The following is a 24,830-nucleotide window of genomic DNA, read 5'->3' on the forward strand; positions in this document are numbered from 1 at the left end:
ACGGCGCTGTTAAACAGCGCCGCGCCTTTCAGATTATACCGCTTACTTCTTAATACCCAGCTCGTCTTCAAGCCATGCTTTAAATTCAGCGCCCAGAGAATTATGACGGATGCCATATTCAACGAACGCCTGCATGTAACCTAATTTATTACCGCAGTCGTGGCTTTTGCCCTTCATATGGTAGGCTTCGACCGTTTCTTTTTCGATCAGCATATCAATCGCGTCGGTCAGCTGAATTTCGTCGCCCGCTCCCGGAGGGGTTTTCGCCAGCAGAGGCCAGATGTCCGCGCTCAGGACATAACGGCCAACTACCGCGAGATTAGACGGCGCGACATCCGCTTTCGGCTTCTCTACAACGCCAACCATCGGCACGCTTTCGCCCGGTGCCAGCGCCGCGCCTTTGCAATCAACAACGCCGTACGCGGTAACATCTTCAACAGGCTCAACCATAATCTGGCTACAGCCGGTTTCGTCAAAACGACGAATCATTTCAGCAAGGTTATCCTGAGACAGATCGGATTCGTATTCATCCAGAATAACGTCCGGCAGAATCACCGCGACGGGCTCATTACCAACAACAGGATGCGCGCACAATACGGCATGACCCAGGCCTTTCGCCAGCCCCTGACGCACCTGCATAATCGTTACGTGCGGAGGGCAAATAGATTGCACCTCTTCCAGCAGCTGACGCTTAACACGTTTTTCCAGCATAGCTTCCAGCTCGAAGCTGGTATCGAAATGGTTTTCGATCGAGTTTTTGGAAGAGTGCGTCACCAGCACAATTTCAGTGATGCCCGCAGCAATACATTCATTCACGACATACTGAATTAATGGCTTATCAACCAGCGGCAGCATCTCTTTCGGGATCGCTTTCGTCGCCGGTAACATCCTGGTTCCTAATCCCGCGACCGGGATAACGGCTTTTTTGACTTTCGAATTTAGGGCAGCCATTTAAAAATCTCCTGGACTGTTCATGTATTGAACGTGTTCATCAATCTGTATCGCATCCGAGTATATCAGCACTGGTACAAGCCTCAGTTCCGAAAAGGATGCGTGTTAGTATAATTAAGACAAATACGTATAATCTGGCGCTGATAGTAGCACCCACAGAGAAAGGCGGGTAAATCAATTTCACTTTGCCTTTTCATTTGCTCATTCCGCAGACAACATAAGACGCAAACGCCCGCCCGCGCCCCAAATTTGGCACTGCCATGACTCGCAGCGTTGGCTTAATTGGTTCAGGTAGGTATTGCCCAATGTGCCCAGCGGAACGCCATTACTGATCTGTACCTGGTGAGAACCGGTATTTAACGTCGCATTCAGGCCTGCTGAAACCAGTATCAAATTTTTAAGACCGCTGTGGTAATAACCCACTAATAGCGGAAACTGTCCCGGCAAATTCGCCTGCCGAAGCAGATGATTGACCTGTTTCAATAACGCCCCCAGTTCCGGCAAACGCTGATTCTGATGAGCGAGCTGTTCCTGCAATAAGCCATTAAATAGCGCCCGCAGTAATAACGCGGCCAGTACGCCATTATCCCCTGCCCGCGTCACGTCGAGGCAATAAAAAGCGAGATCGTTATCAGACAGCGGCGCAATATCCAGCACCAGGCCGGGTTTGTCTGCCGCAACAAGTTGGCGGTAATTGATTCGGCAATGCGAGATAACCTGCTGAACCGGAGGTTGCAACTCCTGCAACAGCTTTGCTGCCGCCACCGGGTTATCAACCATCGCATCCCAGTCCCGAAACAGGCGTTCTTCTTCTTCAACCCGAGAGTTAAACATATTGGGATAGAGGCAGGCGAAGACGGTTTCCCGCAGACGATTGAGATCTTTCACTGGCTTTAGCAGGACGTCCTCAACGCCCAGTCGCAGCGCTTTGGCGATATCTGCCATATTTTCTGTCGCCGAGATAACCAGAATGGGGGTCTGATCGCCCCGATTACGTAAATGCTCTACCAGTTTGAGACCGTTCATCCTTGGCATCGCAAGATCGCAGATCATCAGATCAGGCGTAAAACTTCCCAGTAACTCCAGGGCGTCAAGACCATCGCCCGCCAGTGCCGTTGTCGCTCCCAAAGAGGAAAACCACGAATCCAGAAGCGAGCGAAATACAGGCTCGTCCTCCACAATAAGAATCTGTTTTCCGACCAATGGCTGCGTCATGTTTTCTCCCCTGACTGGCTTTAGTAAATAGTGGCATGCTATTGCCGCTCGCGCCTGTCAGAATTTGCTTAAGTGTGTATAAAAGGTGCGTTAAACGTCGGTACGCACCAAAGGCAAAAGTTCGTCCATCTTTTTCTCTACCGCCAGTTGTCCCGCAGCAATAGCGGCACTGGCACGGTGGAAGTCCAACGTGGATATTTGCGGACAGAACGGTTGAATCAGAATATCCGGCGGGTCGCCTGCCATTCGGTTGCGTTTAAGGCGGTTTTCCAGCACCTGAATGGACGTTGTCATAATCTCCATCGCCGTTGGCGCGGTGACCGCACGGCGTGAAGTCATGCTGCTGAGGCGTTCTTTCAAACGCGCATGCCAGGAGAGCGAATCATCACTCTCGTCGTTATCATTGCTGACATTCAAAGACAGAAGATCTTGCTGCATGAGGTGCGCATCGTGCTGAAGATCGACCGCAATAACAATATCGGCGCCCATCGCACGCGTCAGAGAAACGGGAACAGGGTTAACGACGGCGCCATCCACCAGCCAGTAGCCGTTATGCGCCACCGGGGACATCAGGCCAGGCATACTGCAAGACGCGCGAACCGCAAGGTGCAGGTCGCCTTCGGTAAACCACAATTCTCGCCCTGTACTCAGGTTGGTCGCCACCGTACCAAAACGTCGGGTGCATTGTTCAAAATCCAGTACCGGCATAACGTTCCGGTACTGATTGAAGACGCGCTCGCCGCGCAGCAACCCTCCTCTGCGCCAGGAGAGATCCATCAGGCGCAGGACATCCCAGTAACTGAATGAGCACACCCACTGTTCAAGCGCGGGCAGTTTATTGCAGGCGTATGCGGCGCCAACCAGCGAACCAATTGAACATCCCGCCACGATATCGATATCAATGCCCATGTGTTTCAGGGCTTTGATGACACCAATATGCGACCATCCTCTTGCGGCGCCGGAACCTAGCGCCAGCCCTATTTTAATTTTTCTCATCGTACGTAAAAACTTCCCCTGACTTCCAGACGTAGCAACATCGTCACCACTCGGTTAACATAGCGCTACCCTGGCGTTTGTACGCCGTTTTTTTTATCCAGGGAGATGATTGTGTCTCAGCTTTGTCCCTGCGGTAGCGCTGTCGAGTATAGCCTATGTTGCGGCCCTATTGTGTCCGGTGAGCGAGTTGCACCCGATCCGTCACATCTCATGCGTTCTCGCTACTGCGCTTTTGTGATGAAAGACGCAAATTACCTGATTAGAACCTGGCATCCCGCATGTGGTGCAACCGCCTTTCGGGACGATATTGTCGCGGGGTTCGCCAATACTGAGTGGCTTGGGTTGACCATTTTTGAAGAGAGCGGGTCAGACGCGGAAAACACAGGGTATGTCAGTTTTGTGGCCCGTTTTATCGAACAGGGAACACCCGGCGCGATTATTGAACGTTCGCGTTTCTTAAAAGAAAACGGTCAGTGGTACTATATTGACGGTACGCGCCCCCAGTTTGGTCGAAACGATCCCTGCCCCTGCGGGTCCGGCAAAAAATTTAAAAAGTGCTGCGGCTAAAACGCCTGACAGTGCTGATACAGCAAACACATTAAACAGGATTTACCCGGTAATGCACTCACTACAACGAAAAGTTCTGCGTACTATCTGCCCCGATCAGAAGGGCCTCATCGCGCGTATTACAAATATCTGCTACAAGCACGAACTCAATATCGTGCAAAACAACGAATTTGTTGACCACCGGACCGGGCGCTTCTTTATGCGCACAGAGCTGGAAGGCATTTTTAATGATGTCACGCTGCTTGCCGATCTCGACAGCGCATTACCGGAAGGTTCGGTGCGCGAGTTGAATCCTGCCGGGCGTCGCCGCATCGTCATTCTGGTCACCAAAGAAGCGCATTGTCTGGGCGATCTGTTAATGAAAGCCAACTATGGCGGGCTCGACGTTGAGATTTCCGCCGTAATCGGCAACCACGAAACCCTGCGACCTCTGGTTGAACGTTTTGATATTCCTTTCGAACTGGTCAGCCACGAAGGGTTAACGCGCGACGAGCACGATAAACAGATGGCGGACGCCATTGATGCGCACCAGCCTGATTATGTCGTGCTGGCTAAGTATATGCGCGTCCTGACGCCGGAATTCGTTTCCCGCTTCCCGAATAAGATTATCAATATTCACCATTCGTTCCTGCCGGCTTTTATTGGCGCACGTCCTTACCATCAGGCTTATGAGCGTGGCGTGAAAATTATCGGCGCTACCGCGCACTACGTGAACGATAATCTGGACGAAGGCCCGATCATTATGCAGGACGTAATTCATGTCGATCACACCTATACGGCTGAGGATATGATGCGTGCAGGGCGTGATGTTGAAAAGAATGTGTTAAGCCGTGCATTGTATAAAGTGCTGGCCCAGCGTGTGTTTGTTTACGGGAATCGCACCATCATTCTGTAATCGTCAACGATATGAATTGATTAGCTTTACTCCGTTACGGATGAAAAGTACGCAAACAGTTCATTTTAAGCAAAGGAATGCTTTACAGCGGCGTGTCATTTGATATGATGCGCCCCGCTTCCCAACAGGAAGCAGGCCAGTACAAAGCATTACCCCGTGGTGGGGTTCCCGAGCGGCCAAAGGGAGCAGACTGTAAATCTGCCGTCATCGACTTCGAAGGTTCGAATCCTTCCCCCACCACCATCTCTTCGCAAGACCTCTACAATTTGAATTACCCCTGGTGGGGTTCCCGAGCGGCCAAAGGGAGCAGACTGTAAATCTGCCGTCATCGACTTCGAAGGTTCGAATCCTTCCCCCACCACCATTATTTATCTGTTGCACCCCAGCCAAATTAAATTCCTGTACTCCATATTTTGCCCGGTGGCACTCCGTTTACCGGGCCTACATGATCACATAACCACATGTTATGTCCGATCGTAGGCCGGATAAGGCGCAGCCGCCATCCGGCAAACAGGCATAAAAAAACCTGCCGAAGCAGGGTTTAGCAACGCGCCGAGTCATCCTTCCCCCACCACCATTACTTATCTGTTACACCCCAGCCAAATTAAATTCCTGTGCTCTATGTTTTGCCCGGTGGCACTCCGTTTACCGGGCCTACATGATCGCATAACCACATCTTATGTCCGATCGTAGGCCGGATAAGGTGCAGCCGCCATCCGGCAGACAGGCATAAAAAAACCCTGCCGAAGCAGGGTTTAGCCGCACGCAAAGCCGTATCAGCGACGGGCGCGCACGACCTGGTATTTACGCGTCAGGTACTCGACCGGCGCACTCCAGATGTGAACCAGGCGCGAGAACGGGAACAGCAGGAACAACGTCATCCCCAGCACCAGGTGCAGGCGGAAAATGAACGCTACGCCCTCTAAATGCTCAGACGCGCCGCCGTGGAACGTCACTACAGATTGCGCCCATCCCACCAGTTTCATCATTTCGCTACCGTCCATATGTTGCGCAGAGAACGGAATAGTCAGCAGTCCCAACGCGCACTGAATTACCAGCAGAGAAAGGATCAAAATATCCGCTCCCGTGGTCGTTGCACGCACGCGTGGGCTGAACAAACGGCGTTTGAGCAGCAGTACGCCACCGACCAGCGTCATCACGCCACAGGCGCCGCCTGCAATCATCGCCATTTTCTGCTTCACTTCAATCGGCAGGAACGCTTCGTACATCCAGTGCGGCGTCAGCATCCCCAGGAAGTGACCCGCGAAGATCCCCAGAATACCGAAGTGGAACAGGTTCGAAGCCAGGTTCATCCCTTTGCGATCCAGCATCTGGCTGGAAGCCGCGCGCCAGGTGTACTGACCGTAGTCATAGCGCAGCCAGCTGCCAATCAGGAACACTGACCCGGCAATGTACGGATAGATATCAAAGAAGAACATATTCAGGAAGTGCATTATTGCTGTCCTCCGGTGGTGATATTCAAATATTGCGGAGCGACAGCCCCGGCAAAACGACGCTGGTGAGCGGAAATCTCCGACTCGCCGCAACCCTGCTCAGCAAAGAATTTCACCTGTTCTTCTTCCCAGACGGCATCCAGTGCTTGCGGGGTATCGTCACGGACTTCATCCGCAATTTTCTCTGCCACTTTGTCGCTGTCGATAACGGTATTAGCCAGCTTCAGCAGCAGATCGAACAGCACCGCATAGCGACTTTCCCGCTGTTGCAGACGTGCGCCCAGCAACGCCAGAATCGGCGCGATGTCCTGCAAGCCGCCAAGCGCGTCGTTTTTCGGCAACTGCGCCAGATACTCCAGATACAGCGGCAGATGGTCAGGCAACTCACGACTGTCGAGTTGCAGGCCGTGCTGCTCGTACTGCGCCATCAAATCGACCATTGCCTGGCCGCGATCGCGGGATTCGCCATGAACATGCTCAAACAGCAACAGCGACGTGGCGCGACCGCGATCAAACAGTTCGCTGTAGCTTGCCTGTACATCCAGCATCTCCTGCGCAGTGAGATCGCGCAGGAAAACCGCCAGACTCTGGGCATCTTCTTTATCCAGGTTTTCAGATGACGCGAGTGCATCGAAAAGTTCCTGTTGATGCTGCCATAAGGCAGCATCCGGGTACTCGAGCAGACGCGAAACAATGACGAGTTCAATCATTGGTGCGGCTCCGTTTTGCTGCTCACATCGATGGCATCAATGCGGCGGCTGTTGAACAGGTTGAATTTGGTATCTGAACCGTGGCAACCATCGCCGAACGTAAAGCCGCAACCACTTTTCTCCGGGAACGCCTCACGCGCCAGCTCACGATGGCTGCTCGGGATAACGAAACGGTCTTCATAGTTCGCAATTGCCAGGTAACGGTACATTTCCTGCGCCTGCGCTTCGCTCAGACCCACCTCTTCCAGCGCGCGGGTATCCAGTTTACCGTCAACGGTTTCCGCACGTTTGTAGTGACGCATCGCCAGCATACGTTTCAGCGCCAGCAGTACCGGCTGGGTGTCGCCTGCGGTCAGCAGGTTCGCCAGGTACTGAACCGGGATACGCAGGCTTTCCACGTCCGGCAGGATGCCGTTACTGCCCAGTTCACCGGCGTCCGCCGCAGACTGAATCGGTGACAGCGGCGGCACGTACCAGACCATCGGCAGCGTACGGTATTCCGGGTGCAGCGGCAGCGCCAGCTTCCAGTCCATCGCCATTTTGTAAACCGGGGACTGCTGCGCCGCATCGATAACGCTCTGCGGAACGCCGTCTTTCAGCGCTTGTTCAATGACCGCCGGATCGTTCGGATCGAGGAACACATCCAGTTGGCGCTGATACAGATCTTTCTCGTTCTCCGTACTGGCTGCGCTTTCAATCGCATCGGCGTCATACAGCAGCACGCCAAGGTAACGGATACGACCCACGCAGGTTTCGGAACATACGGTCGGTTGACCCGCTTCAATACGCGGATAGCAGAAAATACACTTCTCGGACTTCCCGCTCTTCCAGTTGAAGTAGATCTTCTTGTACGGGCAACCGGTGATGCACATACGCCAGCCGCGGCATTTGTCCTGATCAATCAGGACGATGCCGTCCTCTTCACGCTTGTAGATGGCGCCGCTCGGGCAGGTCGCCACGCACGCCGGGTTGAGGCAGTGCTCGCACAGACGCGGCAGATACATCATGAAGGTGTTTTCGAACTGGCCGTACATCGCCTTCTGCATGTTTTCGAAGTTCTGGTCTTTGGCGCGTTTTTCAAATTCGCCGCCCAGAATTTCTTCCCAGTTCGGACCGCTGGTGATTTTGTTCATCCGCTGACCGGTGATCAGCGAGCGCGGGCGCGCAATCGGCTGATGCTTGCTTTCCGGCGCGGTATGCAGGTTCTGGTAGTCGTAATCAAACGGCTCGTAGTAATCATCAATGCCCGGCAGATGCGGGTTAGCGAAGATTTTACCCAGCAGCATCGCGCGGTTGCCCATGCGAGGTTGCAGTTTGCCGTTAATTTTACGGACCCAGCCGCCTTTCCATTTTTCCTGATTTTCCCAGTCGTTCGGGAAACCGACGCCAGGCTTACTTTCCACGTTATTGAACCAGGCGTATTCCATACCTTCACGGCTGGTCCAGACGTTTTTACAGGTCACTGAACAGGTGTGGCAGCCGATGCATTTATCGAGATTCAGCACCATGCCGACTTGTGAACGAATTTTCATTTTACGCTCTCCTGTACCTGGTCATTGCCTTCGCCATCCAACCAGTTAATGTTCTTCATCTTACGCACCACAACAAACTCATCGCGGTTTGAACCGACCGTACCGTAGTAGTTAAAGCCGTAGGCCAGCTGCGCATAACCGCCGATCATGTGGGTCGGCTTCGGCGTGATACGGGTTACAGAGTTGTGAATACCGCCGCGCTGCTGGGTAATTTCTGAACCCGGCAGGTTAACGATACGTTCCTGCGCGTGGTACATCATGGTCATCCCGGCCGGAACACGCTGACTTACCACCGCGCGTGCCGTCAGCGCACCGTTGCTGTTAAAGACCTCGATCCAGTCGTTATCTTCAATACCCAGATCTTTGGCATCGGTTTCGCTCATCCAGACAATCGGCCCACCGCGCGACAGCGTCAGCATCAGCAGGTTGTCGCTGTAGGTAGAGTGGATACCCCACTTCTGGTGCGGCGTCAGGAAGTTGAGCGCTTTTTCCGGGTTGCCGTTAGATTTTTCACCCATCACCGCTTTCACTGAACGCGTGTCGATTGGCGGACGGTAAACCAGCAGGCTTTCGCCAAAGTCACGCATCCACTGATGATCCTGATACAAAGACTGGCGGCCAGACAGCGTACGCCACGGAATCAGCTCGTGAACGTTGGTATAACCGGCGTTGTAAGAGACGTGTTCATCTTCCAGGCCAGACCAGGTCGGGCTGGAGATAATCTTACGCGGCTGCGCCTGAATATCGCGGAAGCGGATTTTCTCTTCTTCTTTATTGGTCGCCAGATGCGTATGGTCGCGACCGGTGAACTCACTCAGCGCCGCCCAGGCTTTCACCGCTACGTGGCCGTTAGTTTCCGGCGCCAGCGTGAGGATCATCTCGGCGGCATCAATCGCGGTATTCAGCATCGGCTGGCCTTTTGCCGGGCCTTCAGCTTTGGTGTAATTGAGCTTGCGCAGCAAATCCATTTCGCTCTGAGTGTTCCAGGCGATACCCTTGCCACCGTTGCCGATTTTCTCCATCAGCGGGCCGATAGAGGTAAAGCGCTCATACGTCGCCGGGTAGTCGCGTTCCACCGGAATGATGTGCGGCGCGGTTTTACCTGGGATCAGGTCGCATTCGCCTTTTTTCCAGTCTTTCACGTCCAGCGGCTGCGCCAGTTCGGCAGCGGAGTCATGCTGAATCGGCAGCGTCACCACATCGGTTTCTTTGCCAAGGTGTCCCACGCAGACTTCAGAGAATTTCTTCGCGATGCCTTTATAGATTTCCCAGTCGCTTTTCGATTCCCAGGCCGGGTCAACGGCGGCAGACAACGGGTGAATAAACGGATGCATATCCGAGGTATTCATGTCGTCTTTTTCATACCAGGTGGCGGTCGGCAGTACGATGTCGGAGTACAGGCAGGTGCTCGACAGACGGAAGTCCAGCGTCACCACCAGGTCCAGTTTGCCGTCAAGACCGTTATCCTGCCATTCCACTTCTTCCGGCTTCACGCCGCCCTGCATACCCAGATCTTTGCCCTGAATACCGTTTTCCGTACCCAGCAGGTACTTCAGCATGTACTCATGCCCTTTACCGGATGAACCCAGCAGGTTCGAGCGCCAGATAAACAGGTTACGCGGGTGGTTTTTCCCGTTTTCCGGCTGCTCCGCCGCAAAACGAATCGAGCCTTCTTTCAGCGATTTCACGGTGTAATCCACCGCCGTCATCCCGGCTTTTTCCGCCTCACGCGCGATGTACAGCGGGTTGGTGCCCAACTGCGGCGCAGACGGCAGCCAGCCCATGCGTTCAGCACGCACGTTGAAGTCGATCAGATGACCGCTGTAGCGGGATTTATCCGCCATTGGCGACAGCAGTTCCTGCGCGGTAACCGTCTCGTAGCGCCACTGGCTGGAGTGGTTATAGAAATAGGAGGTGCTGTTCATGTGACGCGCCGGACGCTGCCAGTCAAGAGCAAACGCCAGCGGCTGCCAGCCAGTCTGCGGACGCAGTTTTTCCTGGCCGACATAGTGCGCCCAGCCGCCGCCGCTCTGACCGATACAGCCGCAGAACACCAGCATGTTGATAAGCCCACGATAGTTCATATCGAGGTGATACCAGTGGTTCAGACCGGCGCCAACGATGATCATTGAACGACCATGCGTCTTATCGGCGTTATCCGCAAATTCACGGGCGATACGGGTGATTTGCGCACGCGGTACGCCGGTTATCTGCTCTGCCCACGCCGGAGTATAGGCTTTAATGTCGTCGTAGCTGGTTGCGCAGTTTTCGTCGTTCAGACCGCGTTCCAGGCCATAGTTCGCCATCGTCAGATCGTAAACGGTAGTCACCAGCGCGGTGGTTCCGTCTGCCAGTTGCAGGCGTTTCACCGGCAGCTTGTGCAGCAGAACGTTTTGCAGCTCGACTTTGTTGAAGTGTTCAGTGCCTTCACCGCCAAAGTACGGGAAGCCCACTTCTGCGATATCGTCCTGGCTACCCAGCAGGCTGAGTTGCAGTTCGGTTTCCTCGCCTGACGTACCGTCACGCTGTTCGAGGTTCCATTTGCCTTTCTCACCCCAACGGAAGCCAATAGAACCGTTCGGCGCAACCATATCACCGCGGGTGTTGATGGCAACGGTTTTCCATTCCGGGTTGTTTTCCTGACCCAGCGCGTCAATAAGATCGGCGGCGCGCAGCATACGGCCAGCGGCATAGTAACCATCGCGTTCTTCAAGCATCACCAGCATCGGCATGTCGGTATAGCGACGGACGTAATCGGTGAAATACTGGCTCGGGTTATCAAGGTGGAATTCACGCAGCATAACGTGGCCCATCGCCAGCGCCATCGCGGCGTCAGTCCCCTGCTTCGGCGCCAGCCACAGGTCGCACAGCTTGGCGATTTCAGCGTAGTCAGGCGTAACGGCAACCGTTTTGGTGCCTTTGTAACGCACTTCAGTAAAGAAGTGGGCATCCGGGGTACGGGTCTGCGGAACGTTAGAGCCCCAGGCGATGATGTAGCTGGAGTTGTACCAGTCAGCGGATTCCGGTACGTCCGTCTGCTCGCCCCAGGTCTGCGGAGACGCAGGCGGCAGATCGCAGTACCAGTCGTAGAAGCTCAGGCAAGTCCCGCCGATCAGAGACAGGTAACGCGCGCCAGATGCGTAAGAGACCATCGACATTGCCGGAATCGGCGAGAAGCCCGCCACGCGATCGGGACCGTAATTTTTGATGGTATAAACGTTGGATGCCGCAATCAGTTCGTTCACTTCCTGCCAGGAAGAACGAACGAAGCCACCACGACCACGCGCTTGTTTGAAGCTTTTTGCTTTATCGGCGTCTTCGATGATGGAAGCCCAGGCTTCTACCGGATCGCTGTGCAGTTTTTTCGCATCACGCCACATTTTCATCAGGCGCTTACGCATCAGCGGATATTTCAGGCGGTTTGCACTGTAGAGATACCAGGAGTAGCTCGCGCCGCGCGGGCAGCCGCGAGGTTCATGGTTCGGCATATCCGGGCGGGTGCGCGGGTAGTCTGTCTGCTGGGTTTCCCAGGTGACCAGACCGTTTTTCACATAAATTTTCCAGCTGCAAGAGCCGGTACAGTTTACCCCGTGGGTTGAACGCACGACTTTGTCATGCTGCCAACGTTGGCGGTATCCATCCTCCCAGTCCCGGTTTGTTTCGAGAAGCTGGCCGTGCCCATCGGCAAAGGTTTCGCCCTTCTGTTTGAAGTAGCGAAACCGGTCCAGGAATTTACTCATCGGGTTTCTCCTGTTTGGAGCCTGACGGCTCTCTGATAAATCGACATTGCTGGATTGGCTGTGAAGGTAACGCTCTGAAAGGGCGTCAGAATTGATAACGATCAAGGCAGACGGGGATGAAAATCGGGGGTGTTTTTTGACATACCCCTTAAGGAGGATGATTTTTATTCACTCAACATACTGATTAATATGAATATTTTTAAATTAATACATTATGTAAATGTTAAATTCTTTATAAGTGGGTATTAAGGGGTATGCCCCCTGCAAGGCATAAATGAACGCTGTTCTGACAAACCAGCGCTGTTTATTTATAAATAAGTATGTTGTAACTAAAAACAGGCCAAAAAAAGCGCGGTCTAACGCCGCGCAATGGATAATCAAACAATTACTTTTTTATTTTTTAGAATGACGTCCGTATACCGCCCAGGTGATGACTACGCAGGCGATATAGAAAATCAGGAACACTTTCATCGCATCGACCGGTGAGCCGGTTAATGCCAGAGATGTCCCGAATGCTTTCGGAATAAAGAAACCGCCGATTGCGCCAATCGCAGAGATAAAGCCCAATGCGGCTGCGGTATCGGTCGCGGCTTCACGCAGCGCTTTCTCTTCAGAACCCCCTTCCGCTTTAACCCTGTCCATCGTCAGCTTACGGAAAATAACGGAGATCATCTGGAAAGTAGACCCACTGCCCAGCCCGGCAGTCAGGAACAGCGCCAGGAAGACAACGAAGAAGGCGATAAAGCTGCCGCCCTGGCCGTTAGAAGGCAAGGTCAGGAACAGTAAGGCGCTGAAAATCGCCATCAGCACAAAGTTAACCAGCGTCACCCGCGTTCCGCCCAGACGGTCGGAAATTGCCCCGCCCGCAGAACGGGCCAGCGCGCCGATTAACGGGCCGAAGAAGGCATAATGCAGGATCTGTACTTCCGGGAACTGCGTTTTGGACAGCATCGCAAACCCGGCGGAGAAGCCGATGAATGAACCGAACGTCGCCAGATACAGCAGGCTCATCATCCACAGGTGCCCACGTTTAAGTACCGGCAACTGATCTTTCAGCGAAGCCTTCGAGGTCGCCAGCTCATTCATACCGAACCAGGCGGCCAGGGTGAAAATGGCCAGGAACGGCACCCAAATCCAGGCGGCGTTCGCCAGATACAGCTGCGAACCGTCCGGCTGTTCCACACCGTGACTGCCAAATACGGCAAAGACAGACAACGAGACCACCAACGGCGCGACCAGCTGCATAACGCTCACGCCCATGTTGCCTAAACCGCCGTTCAGACCCAGCGCACCGCCCTGTTTCTGTTTTGGAAAGAAGAAGCTGATGTTAGCCATGCTGGAAGCAAAGTTCGCGCCGGCAAAACCGCACAGCAGAGAAATCAGAATAAAGGTGCTAAACGGCGTGGAGGTGTCCTGCACGGCAAAACCTAACCATACGCAAGGAATGACCAGAATCCCGGTGCTGAACGCCGTCCAGCGGCGGCCGCCAAACAGAGGAACCATAAAGGAGTACGGCACACGCAGTAATGCGCCAGAAACAGACGGCAAGGCGGTCAGCATGAACAGCTGATCGGTGGTGAAGTTAAAACCGACCTTCGGTAAATTCACCGCGACAGCGCTGAATAACATCCATACACAAAACGCCAGCAGCAAACAGGGGACGGAAATCCACAGGTTGCGGCTGGCAACACGATGACCACGCTGTTCCCAGAAAGCGGGATCTTCCGGCCGCCATTCTGTGATTACAGCTCCAGATGCCCTTTCGGGGGCAGATGAGTGACTCATAGACACCTCTGTTACTCGATTCGATGTCTGCCACATTAGGGTTTACAGCCGGGGGTAAGTTGATATAAATCAAAGGAAAAGCCGTCATTATTCGCGGCTAAAAATTATCATGCCCCTTAGTGAGTAGGCTTTGTCGACAAAAAAGATGTGGTTTTTCACGGTGCTGTATAACCCTACCCCCCGGCTTCGCGATCCCCTCCCACCACCAGCAATTAAGAGGTAACTCGTTATAGGTATGGGTATACTCCAGGGTATGGCTGAGAATAACGTCACTGTCGAAACGACCCTCGGTGAGCATCCCGGCAGAATCGTCATTCATTAAGGTTTCCTGAGCAGGAAGCCTGAAGGAAGAAGTCTACATGTTTAAACGTTGTCTCTCTCCACTCACGCTGGTCAACCAACTGGCGCTTATTGTTCTCCTGTCCACCGCTATCGGTGTGGCGGGCATGGCTATCTCTGGCTGGCTGGTTCAGGGCGTACAAGGCAGCGCCCATGCGATCAACAAGGCCGGTTCGCTGCGTATGCAGAGCTATCGCCTGCTGGCAGCAGTGCCGCTGAGCGCCCACGACCAAAAGCTGCTGGATGAGATGAAACAGACGGCGTTCAGCCCTGAACTGACCCGCGCTGCGGAACGCGACGGGCAACAAGAGCAGCTTCGCGCACTACAGGACTACTGGCATACGGAACTGGCGCCAGGGCTGCAACGCGCGCAGGACAGAAACGCCGTTGCCGGCGATGTTATGCGTTTTGTCACCGGTCTGGATCGGTTAGTCACCGCCTTTGATCACACGACCGAGCTGCGCATTGAGCGCGTGGTGATGGTGCATCGGTTAATGGCCATCTTTATGGCGCTGCTGTTCGTCTTTACGATCATCTGGCTACGGGCGCGCCTGCTGCAACCGTGGAAACAACTGCTTTCGATGGCGCGAGCCGTCAGCCAGCGCGACTTCACCCAGCGGGCGCATATCAGCGGGCGCAATGAGATGGCGATGTTAGGCTCAGCGCTCAACAACATGTCGGAAGAGCTGGCCGAAAGTTACGCCGTACTGGAACAACGCGTGCAGGAAAAGACAGCCGGGCTAGAGCACAAAAACCAGATCCTCTCATTCCTGTGGCAGGCCAACCGCCGCCTGCATTCCCAGGTGCCGCTGTGCGAGCGCCTCTCCCCGGTGCTGAACGGCCTGCAAAACCTGACGCTGCTGCACGATATTGAACTGCGGGTTTATGACCTGGAAGATGAAGATAATCATCAGGAGTTCACCTGCCAGTCCGACAGCAGTTGTGATGACAAAGGGTGCCACCTCTGCCCGCGCGGCGCGCTGCCTGCGATCAACGGCGGCACCACGCTGAAATGGCGACTTACCGATGCCCATACGCAATACGGCATTCTGCTGGCGACGCTGCCGCACGGGCGCCATCTGAGTCACGATCAGCAGCAGATGATTGATACGCTGGTCGAGCAATTGACCGCTACGCTGGCGCTGGACAGAAATCAGGAACGCCAGCAACAGTTGATTGTGATGGAAGAGCGTGCCACCATTGCCCGCGAACTTCATGATTCTATTGCACAATCGCTCTCCTGCATGAAGATGCAGGTCAGCTGTCTGCAAATGCAGGGCGCGACGTTGCCGGAAAGCAGCCGCGAGTTGCTCAGCCAGATCCGCAACGAACTGAATACCTCCTGGGTACAGCTACGTGAACTGTTGACCACCTTCCGGTTACAGTTGACCGAACCCGGCCTGCGGCCTGCGCTGGAGGCGAGCTGTCAGGAATATAGCGCCCGATTTGGTTTTACGGTGAAGCTGGATTATCAGCTCCCGCCGCGACGGGTGCCGTCGCATCAGGCTATCCACCTGTTGCAAATTGCCCGCGAAGCGTTAAGTAACGCCCTCAAGCATTCCCATGCCGATGAGGTGGCCGTCGCCGTGGTGCAAAATGGCAATCAGGTCAAACTGACAGTAAAAGACAACGGCTGCGGCGTACCGGAAAATGCCGAGCGCAGTAACCATTATGGCATGATTATTATGCGTGACCGCGCGCAGAGCCTGCGTGGCGATTGTCGTGTACGCCGTCGTGAGACGGGCGGTACGGAAGTTGCTGTCACCTTTATTCCCGAAACAAACTTCACAGAAGTCCAAGGAGATACCCATGAGTAATCAGGAACCGGCTACCATCCTGCTGATCGACGATCATCCGATGTTACGGACCGGTGTTAAACAGCTTGTCAGCATGGCGCCCGATATTAGCGTAATCGGCGAAGCCAGTAATGGCGAGCAGGGTATTGAGCTGGCAGAGTCTCTTGATCCCGATCTGATCCTGCTGGATCTGAACATGCCGGGCATGAACGGTCTGGAAACCCTGGATAAGCTGCGTGAGAAATCACTGTCAGGCCGTATCGTGGTATTCAGCGTGTCCAATCATGAAGAAGACGTGGTGACGGCGCTGAAGCGCGGCGCAGACGGCTATCTGTTAAAAGATATGGAGCCGGAAGATCTGCTGAAAGCCTTACAGCAAGCGGCCGCTGGCGAAATGGTGCTGAGCGAAGCGTTAACGCCGGTTCTGGCCGCCAGCCTGCGGGCGAACCGCGCGACCTCTGACCGCGACGTGACCCAACTGACGCCGCGCGAACGCGATATCCTGAAGCTGATCGCCCAGGGACTGCCGAATAAAATGATCGCCCGCCGCCTGGATATCACCGAGAGTACGGTCAAAGTGCATGTGAAACATATGCTGAAGAAGATGAAGCTGAAGTCACGCGTCGAAGCGGCGGTATGGGTGCATCAGGAACGCATCTTCTGATTACTCCTCCGGGAGCAACTTCCAGCGCGGATCGTTATCGGGCATCGCCATAAACGGTTCAGTCAGTGATAGCGTGATCTCATTGGAGGAGACACGCTGGCCCTGCTCATCTTCAACAACGACCGACAGCCGCCAGCGATTTGTCGCCCCTTCGCTGCTGTCCCAGGCAGGCATGATAATGGTCCAGCCCTCTGCGCTGTCCGCCTTCGCTCCTGCCGTCAGACTCAGCGCCTGCGTATCGCCCTGCCACGTCACATGACGAACGCCATGCCGACTGCGAATCTGCACCTTCAGCGGCACCGTCTCGCCAGGCTGGAGATCCCACGGCGGCGTCGCCAGAAAAACAGTGAGCGTTTTACGCTGACGATACTCCATCGTCGGGAGATTATTGCGCTGCGGGTTGTCATAGCGACTGCCGCGCAACGACTGACTCTCCGCCACCTCGCTGGCCGACAGCTGTTTGTTCAGCGGCACGCCAAAACGGTAATTCAGGTTCAACCCCAGATTATTCTGGCTCACCCCGCTCTCGCCCTGTTTATGTTGCGCCGTCACCGTCACCAACGGCACCGGCGTGTAATTAAGCCCCAGTTTTACCGCTACCGGATTATGGTATCCCGTGCCTGAGTCAAACAGATCCACCCGTTCGCCGAAATACTGTTCCACGCTGACGCTGGTGTTGAGGTGTTGATAAAACGGCATACGCATCTGCGCGGTAACATCGTAGCCGCGCGCCATACGCTGCTCTAAGGCGGAGGTCTGTTCATGCCAGGAAGCGAAAGGCTGGTAGTAATTGGCGGATAATCGCAGGTATTCGCCCCACGCTTCCGCGCCAAATCCCGCCCGTTGCAGATTTTCATCCAGCAGATTGTCATAAAAAGTGTTGTACCCTAACAGCCAGCCGTCGCGCGCCCAGCGTTGGCCGATGCCGACATTACTGACCAAGCCATCGTCCTGCTGAGTCAGCCCGAGTTGACTCCAGGTCAGATACCGCGTGTTGTCCTGCCAGGGAATAAACCAGCCCCCACGACTGCCGGTAAAGCTCCCTTCGTTATCAATCCTGAGATCGACACTCGCATTCCCCCAGGGCGAAAGCCAGGACTCCAGTTGATGATTAACCTGTTCACTCACGGCGTCCCGCACCTGGCCAAACGCAAACTGACGCGCCTGCTCGCCGGTATCCAGCCCATTGTCGGTCATGCTCGCTTCGCCAAAGGCTTTCACCATCTCAGCAAACTGTTTTTCACCTTCGTGTGACTCAGGCGTCATGCCCAAATCAGGTAAACCATCCTGGTTGTTATCGAAGGGATTTTCCGCCTGTTGAATAAACGAGGATTGCGCGCTGGCAGTACCGCCTGCCAGCAGCAAGAGTATGCAAAGGGAAAGAGGGCGATAAACAATACGGCTCAAATTGTCAGCTGCTTTTACATTAAACGAATGAAATCTCACACTTAACTAAAACCATAACGTTTCCATCCGCGTTTTGCAGCCCTTTATCGCATTTTCAGGAGAATCCCAGGCTTCCGGCGGATGCCGTTTGCGCCAGCAGCGCTTTCAGCTCCGGTACGCATGAGCCGCAGTTGGTGCCGCAGCGTAATGTTTTGCCCAGCGCCTGAACGGAGTCGCACCCTTGTGCGATAGCCTGCTGAATAGCACACTCCCCCACGCTAAAGCAGCTACAGATAATGCGTCCCTGGTCGGGTATCCCGCCGCCCGGTTTGCCACTCAACAGGCCATGCCGTTCAGGGGCATTTTCCGGCGGATGGCGGAACGCGGCAATCACCGCCGCATCGTCTGTTTCGGGTTTTATCGCATCTGACCAGAACCCCAGCATTAATTGTCCCGTCTGCCAGGCCAGAATATTCAGCCCCTGCGACGTCTGCGCGGTCTGCAATTGCCAGCGCTGTTCGCGGCACATCGCCAGCAACCAGTCGCGATCGTCACGATCGCTTGCGAGAGTGAAACGCGCCACGCCTTCCGCCGCTTTACGCCACCAGTGAACAAAAGGAGGAAAGGTTATCTCCTCGCGAATGAACAACTCCCCCTGCCAGCGCGGCTGCCACGGCGTGATGCGCACCGCCGTTTGTTTACTCTCCGGCTGCCCTGATTGAGGATCGCAGACGGGCGCGACCAGCGCATTCACCCTTCCCTGCCGGGCAAAGCGATTATTCCAGTGCATCGGCGTAAACGCCGTCCCTTCCCGCAAGCCGGCCTGAATCACCACTCTGGCGACCATTACCCCGCGCGAGGAGCTGATACGGCCAAATGCGCCATCCACCAGGTGAAAACGGGCGGCATCAGACGGTGAAACCTCAACAATCGGTTCGCTAATGTGCTGCATAAGCCGAACCACCGTTCCGGTTCGGGTCATGGTGTGCCACTGATCGCGCAGGCGACCGCTGTTTAAAATAAGCGGATAGAGCGCGTCACAGTGCGTTCTCATGCCCTCCGGTTCAACGGGCACCAGCCGCAGACGCTTATTGCGATGCCAGCCGCGAGCCAGGTCCAGCGCTCCGTGGTGACGGCTGACCGGCCAGCGGACAGGCGCCATTTCATCCCACGCCGCGCGGTTCAGATCCGCCAGCGCGCCAATATCAAACGCGCGGTCGCCGTCATTCTCAAACCCCGACAGCGCAGCGTGTTCCCGAAAGACATCCCACGCATCCTGCCAGGCGAATGCCTCGCCAAAGCCAAGTTGTTTTGCCATCTGCGCGACAATCCACCAGTCTGCTCTGGCCTCGCCGGGGGCGGTTAAAAATGCGCGCTGACGCGAGATGCGCCGTTCAGAGTTGGTGACGGTGCCGTTTTTCTCCCCCCAGGCCAGCGCCGGAAACCGGATATGCGCCAGTCGACTGGTATCGGTATCGGCCACCACCTCCGAGACAATGACCAACGGGCAGGCAGACAGCGCCTGACAGACGGCATGAGTGTCCGGCAGCGATACCGCCGGATTCGTGCCCATGATCCACACCGCCTTCATCTCGCCGCGCGCGATAGCGTCGAACAGATCCACCGCCATCAACCCTGGCGTCTGCGCCAGCCGCTCCGTGCCCCAGAAACGGGCAACCCGCGACAGATCCTGCGGCTCAAAATTCATGTGCGCCGCCAGCTGTGTCGCCAGCCCGCCGACTTCACGCCCTCCCATCGCATTTGGCTGTCCGGTCAGCGAAAAGGGCCCGCAGCCTTCCCGCCCGTATTTACCGCTGGCAAGGTGTACATTAATGATCGCATTGCATTTATCACTGCCGCTGGCGGACTGGTTAATCCCCATCGTGTAAAGGGTTATTGCGCGCGGCGCGGTCAGAAAACCATCATAAAACCGGCGGATTTCCGCGGGTTCCAGACCACAAAATTGCGCGACTCGCTCAACAGGCCAGCGGCTGGCGCGGGCAAACGCCGCCTGCGCATCATCAAAATCGACGTCATGTTCGCCGCTTGTCACGATGGCGTGCAGCAGCCCGACAAACAGCCCGCCATCGCTGCCGGGCGTCAGGGCAAGGTGCATATCCGCAATATCACAGGTGGCGGTGCGCCGGGGATCAATCACCACCACTTTCATGGACGGGTTCTCTTTTCGCGCCTGCACCAGGCGCTGATAGAGCACCGGATGCGTCCACGCCGCGTTCGAGCCGACCAGAATCACCAGATCGCTGCGCTCTATATCTTCGTAGCTGCATGGCACCACATCCGCGCCAAACGCGCGTTTGTAGCCCGTAACGGCTGACGACATGCACAGGCGCGAGTTGGTATCGATATTGGCCGCACCGATGAATCCCTTCATCAGTTTATTCGCCGCATAGTAGTCTTCCGTCAGCAGTTGTCCCGAGGCGTAGAAAGCCACCGACGTTGGGCCATATTGCGCGATGATGCTGCGCAGGCGCTCGCCCGCCGTGTTCAGCGCCTGCTGCCAGCTTACCGTTTCACCGTTAACCTGCGGGTGTAATAACCGTCCGGTCAGTCCGGTGGTTTCTCCCAGCGCGGCGCCTTTCACACACAGTCGCCCAAAATTGGCCGGGTGATCGGGATCGCCCTGAACCGTGACGCCCTGTTCGCTGACGCGGGCGATCACCCCACAGCCGACGCCGCAGTAAGGGCACGTTGTCCGGGTTTCATTCATGACGCCTCCGCGCGCAGCAGTAGCGCCTGATTCCCTACCCATACCTTGCCCGCTTCGACTTTCACCGGCCAGGCGCGCACAACGGGCTCACCGCTGTCATACTGCCGACCATCGCGCAGGCGAATACGCTGTTTGTAGAGCGGTGAAATGACAACGGGCTCACCGCCGGCATCCCCCAGAATTCCCCGGGAAAGCACGTTTGCGTCGCTGCCGGGTTCATGGTTATCAAGGGCGTAAATCGTCTGACCAAAGCGGAACAGCGCAATTTGCAGGTTGCCTAGACGGGCACCAATGCCCGCCTGCTCGGGGATCTCCTCCAGTTGACAAACCTCCTGCCAGGGTTTTGTCGGCAGGATGGCTCTCGCTGGCGCCGCCGGTTTCGCCAGCTGCGGCTGTCCACGTAGCATCTGGCGCGCTACGGCTTCATCCGGTTCGTCACCGTTCACGCTGGAGCGGAACAGCGCCAGACGCTGCGGATCGTTCAGCGTGGTTTGCCATTCACACTGGTATGTTTCCACAATCCGCGCCATCTCCTGTTCAAGCTCGTCGCCGATACCCAGACTGTCGTGTATAACCACCTCGCGCAGATAGTCGATGCCCCCTTCAAGATTATCCATCCAGGTGCTGGTGCGTTGCAGGCGATCGGCGGTACGGATATAGAACATCAGGAAGCGATCCACGAATTTAATCAGCGTGGCGTCATCCAGATCGCTGGCGAACAGATCCGCATGACGCGGCTTCATACCGCCGTTTCCGCAGACATACAGGTTCCAGCCCTTATCGGTGGCGATCACGCCAACGTCTTTCCCCTGCGCTTCGGCACACTCGCGGGTACAGCCGGAGACCGCCATTTTGATTTTGTGCGGGGCGCGCAGTCCCTTGTAGCGGTTCTCCAGCGTGACGGCCAGACCGGTTGAATCCTGAACGCCATAGCGACACCAGGTTGACCCGACGCAGGATTTCACCGTGCGCAACGACTTCCCGTAGGCGTGCCCGGTTTCAAAACCGGCGGCAACCAGATCGCGCCAGATATCCGGCAGTTGTTCGAGGCGCGCGCCAAACAAGTCGATACGCTGCCCGCCGGTAATTTTGCTGTAGAGCTGATAACGTTTGGCGATTTCGCCAATGGCGATCAGCCCATCCGGCGTCACCTCGCCTGCCGCCATGCGCGGTACGACGGAATACGAACCGTCTTTCTGGATATTGGCAAAATAACGATCGTTGGTGTCCTGCAACGGCAGATGCGCAGGTTTTAGCAGATACTCATTCCAGCAGGAGGCCAGCACCGAGCCCACCAGCGGTTTGCAAATCTCACAACCATGCCCGCGACCATAGCGGCTAATCAACTGCTCAAAGGTGTGGATGCGGTTCACCCGCACCAGGTGGTAAATCTCCTGTCGCGAGTACGCAAAGTGTTCACAGATATCCTTTTTAACCTCCACGCCCTGTGCCGCCAGCTGGAACTCCATCACCTGTTTCACCAGCGCGCTGCACCCACCGCAGCCGGTTGCCGCTTTGGTGCACTGCTTGATTGCGCCCATCTCCGTTGCGCCCGCGCTGACCGCCTGGCAAATGTCCGCCTTGCTGACGTTATGACAAGAGCATATTTGCGCGCTGTCCGGTAATGCCGCAACGCCCAACGCTTTCGGCGCGCTGCCCGCCAGTGCAGGTAAAATCAGCGATTCCGGCTGTCCGGGCAGCGCCATACCGTTAAGCATCATTTGCAATAACGTGGCGTAATCCGCCGCATCACCCACCAGCACGCCGCCCAGCAGCGTCTTGCCGTCCGCGCTGACCACAATTTTTTTGTAGATTTGCTCCGGGCCATGCGTCCACTGATAGCTTTGCGCGCCTGGCGTGCGCCCCTGCGCATCGCCGAACGAGGCCACATCCACCCCCAGTAATTTGAGTTTGGTGCTCATATCCGCCCCGCTGAACGCCGCATCTTCACCGGCCAACTGCGCTGCCGCCACGCGCGCCATCTGGTAGCCCGGCGCAACCAGCCCGAACACCCTGCCGTCCCAGAGCGCACATTCACCAATGGCAAAAACATCCGCGTCAGAGGTCAGACATTGATTATCAATACACACCCCGCCGCGTTCTCCGATACGAAGTCCGGCGCCGCGCGCCAGCGCATCCTGCGGGCGAATACCGGCAGAAAACACCACCATATCCGTCTCCAGACGCTTACCATCCGTAAACACCAACTGTAACCCTTGCGGGGTGGAGACAATTTCCGCAGTGGATTTCGAGGTATGCACGCTCACGCCCAGCGCCTCGATTTTTTCGCGCAGCATCACCGCGCCAGCATTATCAAGCTGAACCGCCATTAACGATGGCGCGAACTCGACAACATGCGTCTCCAGCCCTAATTGCCGCAAGGCGTTCGCCGCCTCCAGCCCCAACAGCCCGCCGCCAATCACCACCCCACGGCGAGAGTGTTTTGCCTTCGCGGCAATCGCATCCAGATCGTCCAACGTGCGATAGACGAAACACGCCGCCGAATCACCGCCTTTCACCGGCGGAACAAAGGGATATGATCCGGTTGCCAGCACCAGTTTATCCCAGTGCGTTTCATGTCCGCTGGCGGTGCGAATAACGCGGGCATCCCGATCGATCGCCGTAACGCATTGCGACAACCGCAGTTCAATACCGTGGCGGGCAAAAAAATCGCCTTCCACCAGCGAGAGCGCTTCTGCGCTGCGCCCGGCGAAATACTCCGACAGATGAACACGGTCATAGGCGGCATAACGCTCTTCGCCAAAGACCACAATCTGATAGTCAAGATGCAGATTGCGGCTAACGCATTGCTCAAGAAAATGGTGGCCAACCATACCGTGTCCAACAACAGCCAACGTGGGTTTTGTCATAGTCACCTGTCCTGCAGCCGCAGGCTGCGTATCGAATCTGTCGAATAACCAGTCAGGATTCGCCGACGCAGCCTGCGCCAGCAAATCAGTCAACGGCGCGGCGCTGCGGCAATCGCCCATCAGCAGCACCCCCTGTAACCGTCCATTGCGGATCAGCAGACGACGGTAATGGCCGCTCAGCGGGTCAAATGTGCGCAGCAGGTCATCACCTGCCGTAGCGTTTACCTCCCCGGCGCTGAACAGATCGATGCCCGTCACCTTCAAACGCGTACCGCTGTCCTGCCAGTGAAAATCAGCGCCGGGGATTCCCGCCAGGCGGGCCGCCAGCACCTCCGCGTGCGCCAGACAGGGCGCGACCAGCCCCCAGGTCTGACCGTCGATTTCACAGCACTCTCCTATCGCGCTGATCCCCGCCACCGCCGTGCGCAGTTGCCCGTCCACCACAATTCCACGCTGACAGGGCACCCCGCTTGCCTGCGCCAGCGCCGTATTGGGTTTTACGCCAGTGGCAATCACCACGCGCGTTGCAGACAGCACGCAACCGTTCGTCAACGTGACGTCATCAGGCGTAATCCTGTCGATACCGGACGACAGCACGCAGTCAATCCCGCGTGCGTTAAGGTGTTCCGCCAGCAGTTCCCCGGCCTTCTCATCAAGCTGTTGCTCCATGAACCGATTGCCGCGATGAATTAACGTGACATTGTCACCTTTTAGTCGCAGCGCGGCAGCCGCCTCGACGCCAAGCACACCGCCGCCCAGCACGACAACCGGCCCGCAGCCATGCAGGATGCTGTCCACATCGTTAATCGTGCGAAAAGCATGCACATGGGGTAAATCAGCGCCGGGGATCGGCGGAATAAACGGAACCGAGCCGGTGGCAAACACCAGCGCATCCCACGCCAGCGTTCGACCGGTGGTGGTGGCGGTACGCGCTATCGCGTCAACGGCGATGACGGTTTCCCCCGTCAGCACCGTGACGCCGTGGCGCTGATACCACTCAGGCGGATGCAGCAGCGTCTGCGCAAAGCGCTTTTCGCCGCCCAGTACGGGCGAAAGCTGAATGCGGTTATACGCATGCTGCGGTTCTTCCCCCACCACGGTTATCGTGAAGGCCTGCGGCGCCTGCGCCAACAGCGCCTCCACCAGACGGGTGGCAGCCATCCCGTTGCCGATAATGACCAGTCGCTGCGTCATACCGCCTC

General features: G+C 56.0%; 15 protein-coding genes and 2 tRNA genes. 6 read left to right on the forward strand and 11 right to left on the reverse strand.

Annotation, left to right across the window (positions count from 1 at the left end; translation table 11 throughout):
- Positions 1-42 precede the first annotated feature (42 nt).
- The 3 genes from galU to rssA form a co-directional block, all read right to left on the reverse strand.
- Positions 43-951 carry a UTP--glucose-1-phosphate uridylyltransferase GalU gene (gene galU, locus OGX75_RS05390; protein WP_012132194.1) on the reverse strand — a complete coding sequence of 303 codons (909 nt, stop codon included), beginning with the start codon at positions 949-951 and terminating at the stop codon, positions 43-45.
- A 201-nt stretch (positions 952-1,152) separates the two neighbouring features.
- Complete coding sequence (rssB, locus tag OGX75_RS05395; RefSeq protein ID WP_012132193.1) at positions 1,153-2,166, reverse strand: two-component system response regulator RssB; 1,014 nt, start codon at positions 2,164-2,166, stop codon at positions 1,153-1,155.
- A 90-nt stretch (positions 2,167-2,256) separates the two neighbouring features.
- Positions 2,257-3,162, reverse strand: a complete 906-nt coding sequence (gene rssA, locus OGX75_RS05400) for a patatin-like phospholipase RssA (RefSeq protein ID WP_012132192.1) — start codon at positions 3,160-3,162, stop codon at positions 2,257-2,259.
- A 111-nt stretch (positions 3,163-3,273) separates the two neighbouring features.
- Between rssA and OGX75_RS05405 the strand changes: the two genes are divergently transcribed.
- From OGX75_RS05405 to OGX75_RS05420, 4 genes are all read left to right on the forward strand, one after another.
- The gene (locus tag OGX75_RS05405) at positions 3,274-3,729 is read left to right on the forward strand and encodes a YchJ family protein (RefSeq protein ID WP_200053783.1); all 456 of its coding nucleotides are present in this window, start codon (positions 3,274-3,276) and stop codon (positions 3,727-3,729) included.
- Positions 3,730-3,781: 52 nt separating this feature from the next.
- Entirely contained in the window at positions 3,782-4,624 is an 843-nt protein-coding gene (gene purU, locus OGX75_RS05410; protein ID WP_104868603.1) for a formyltetrahydrofolate deformylase, read from the forward strand.
- A 158-nt stretch (positions 4,625-4,782) separates the two neighbouring features.
- Positions 4,783-4,867: transfer RNA gene (locus OGX75_RS05415), tRNA-Tyr, on the forward strand.
- 36 nt (positions 4,868-4,903) lie between these two features.
- A tRNA-Tyr gene (locus tag OGX75_RS05420) sits at positions 4,904-4,988 on the forward strand.
- A gap of 412 nt (positions 4,989-5,400) precedes the next feature.
- Here the strand turns inward: OGX75_RS05420 and narI are convergent.
- From narI to OGX75_RS05445, 5 genes are all read right to left on the reverse strand, one after another.
- On the reverse strand, positions 5,401-6,078 hold the full coding sequence (narI, locus tag OGX75_RS05425) for a respiratory nitrate reductase subunit gamma (protein ID WP_012132187.1): 678 nt from the start codon (positions 6,076-6,078) through the stop codon (positions 5,401-5,403).
- Entirely contained in the window at positions 6,078-6,788 is a 711-nt protein-coding gene (gene narJ / locus OGX75_RS05430; RefSeq protein ID WP_012132186.1) for a nitrate reductase molybdenum cofactor assembly chaperone, read from the reverse strand. The genes narI and narJ overlap by 1 nt, the downstream gene beginning before the upstream one ends.
- Entirely contained in the window at positions 6,785-8,320 is a 1,536-nt protein-coding gene (gene narH, locus OGX75_RS05435) for a nitrate reductase subunit beta (protein WP_012132185.1), read from the reverse strand. The genes narJ and narH overlap by 4 nt, the downstream gene beginning before the upstream one ends.
- The gene (locus OGX75_RS05440; protein ID WP_012132184.1) at positions 8,317-12,060 is read right to left on the reverse strand and encodes a nitrate reductase subunit alpha; all 3,744 of its coding nucleotides are present in this window, start codon (positions 12,058-12,060) and stop codon (positions 8,317-8,319) included. The genes narH and OGX75_RS05440 overlap by 4 nt, the downstream gene beginning before the upstream one ends.
- Positions 12,061-12,453: 393 nt before the next feature.
- The gene (locus tag OGX75_RS05445; RefSeq protein WP_024130296.1) at positions 12,454-13,845 is read right to left on the reverse strand and encodes a NarK family nitrate/nitrite MFS transporter; all 1,392 of its coding nucleotides are present in this window, start codon (positions 13,843-13,845) and stop codon (positions 12,454-12,456) included.
- A gap of 359 nt (positions 13,846-14,204) precedes the next feature.
- Here OGX75_RS05445 and narX point away from each other — a divergent pair, with 359 nt between their 5' ends.
- Both narX and narL read left to right on the forward strand, forming a co-directional pair.
- Entirely contained in the window at positions 14,205-16,001 is a 1,797-nt protein-coding gene (gene narX / locus OGX75_RS05450) for a nitrate/nitrite two-component system sensor histidine kinase NarX (RefSeq protein ID WP_049010662.1), read from the forward strand.
- Positions 15,994-16,644, forward strand: coding sequence for a two-component system response regulator NarL (gene narL / locus OGX75_RS05455; protein ID WP_012132179.1), 651 nt, complete (start codon positions 15,994-15,996; stop codon positions 16,642-16,644). Before narX ends, narL begins: the two co-directional genes overlap by 8 nt.
- On the opposite strand, the gene OGX75_RS05460 is transcribed toward narL, so the two are convergent.
- The 3 genes from OGX75_RS05460 to nirB form a co-directional block, all read right to left on the reverse strand.
- Positions 16,645-18,051, reverse strand: a complete 1,407-nt coding sequence (locus tag OGX75_RS05460) for a YchO/YchP family invasin (protein WP_286451292.1) — start codon at positions 18,049-18,051, stop codon at positions 16,645-16,647.
- 94 nt (positions 18,052-18,145) lie between these two features.
- Positions 18,146-20,758, reverse strand: a complete 2,613-nt coding sequence (locus OGX75_RS05465) for a nitrate reductase (protein WP_286451291.1) — start codon at positions 20,756-20,758, stop codon at positions 18,146-18,148.
- Complete coding sequence (gene nirB / locus OGX75_RS05470; protein ID WP_286451290.1) at positions 20,755-24,822, reverse strand: nitrite reductase large subunit NirB; 4,068 nt, start codon at positions 24,820-24,822, stop codon at positions 20,755-20,757. The genes OGX75_RS05465 and nirB overlap by 4 nt, the downstream gene beginning before the upstream one ends.
- Between the last annotated feature and the right edge of the window lie 8 nt (positions 24,823-24,830).

It is taken from the genome of Citrobacter sp. CK199, assembly GCF_030333285.1.
Classification (GTDB): Bacteria; Pseudomonadota; Gammaproteobacteria; order Enterobacterales; family Enterobacteriaceae; genus Citrobacter_B; species Citrobacter_B koseri.

What these genes read in the sequence shown, in the direction of transcription:
- galU (WP_012132194.1), bottom strand. Translation starts at nt 951, where the DNA reads ATGGCTGCCCTAAATTCGAAAGTCAAAAAAGCCGTTATCCCGGTCGCG.
- rssB (WP_012132193.1), bottom strand. Translation starts at nt 2,166, where the DNA reads ATGACGCAGCCATTGGTCGGAAAACAGATTCTTATTGTGGAGGACGAG.
- rssA (WP_012132192.1), bottom strand. Translation starts at nt 3,162, where the DNA reads ATGAGAAAAATTAAAATAGGGCTGGCGCTAGGTTCCGGCGCCGCAAGA.
- purU (WP_104868603.1), top strand. Translation starts at nt 3,782, where the DNA reads ATGCACTCACTACAACGAAAAGTTCTGCGTACTATCTGCCCCGATCAG.
- narI (WP_012132187.1), bottom strand. Translation starts at nt 6,078, where the DNA reads ATGCACTTCCTGAATATGTTCTTCTTTGATATCTATCCGTACATTGCC.
- narJ (WP_012132186.1), bottom strand. Translation starts at nt 6,788, where the DNA reads ATGATTGAACTCGTCATTGTTTCGCGTCTGCTCGAGTACCCGGATGCT.
- narH (WP_012132185.1), bottom strand. Translation starts at nt 8,320, where the DNA reads ATGAAAATTCGTTCACAAGTCGGCATGGTGCTGAATCTCGATAAATGC.
- OGX75_RS05440 (WP_012132184.1), bottom strand. Translation starts at nt 12,060, where the DNA reads ATGAGTAAATTCCTGGACCGGTTTCGCTACTTCAAACAGAAGGGCGAA.
- OGX75_RS05445 (WP_024130296.1), bottom strand. Translation starts at nt 13,845, where the DNA reads ATGAGTCACTCATCTGCCCCCGAAAGGGCATCTGGAGCTGTAATCACA.
- narX (WP_049010662.1), top strand. Translation starts at nt 14,205, where the DNA reads ATGTTTAAACGTTGTCTCTCTCCACTCACGCTGGTCAACCAACTGGCG.
- narL (WP_012132179.1), top strand. Translation starts at nt 15,994, where the DNA reads ATGAGTAATCAGGAACCGGCTACCATCCTGCTGATCGACGATCATCCG.
- OGX75_RS05465 (WP_286451291.1), bottom strand. Translation starts at nt 20,758, where the DNA reads ATGAATGAAACCCGGACAACGTGCCCTTACTGCGGCGTCGGCTGTGGG.
- nirB (WP_286451290.1), bottom strand. Translation starts at nt 24,822, where the DNA reads ATGACGCAGCGACTGGTCATTATCGGCAACGGGATGGCTGCCACCCGT.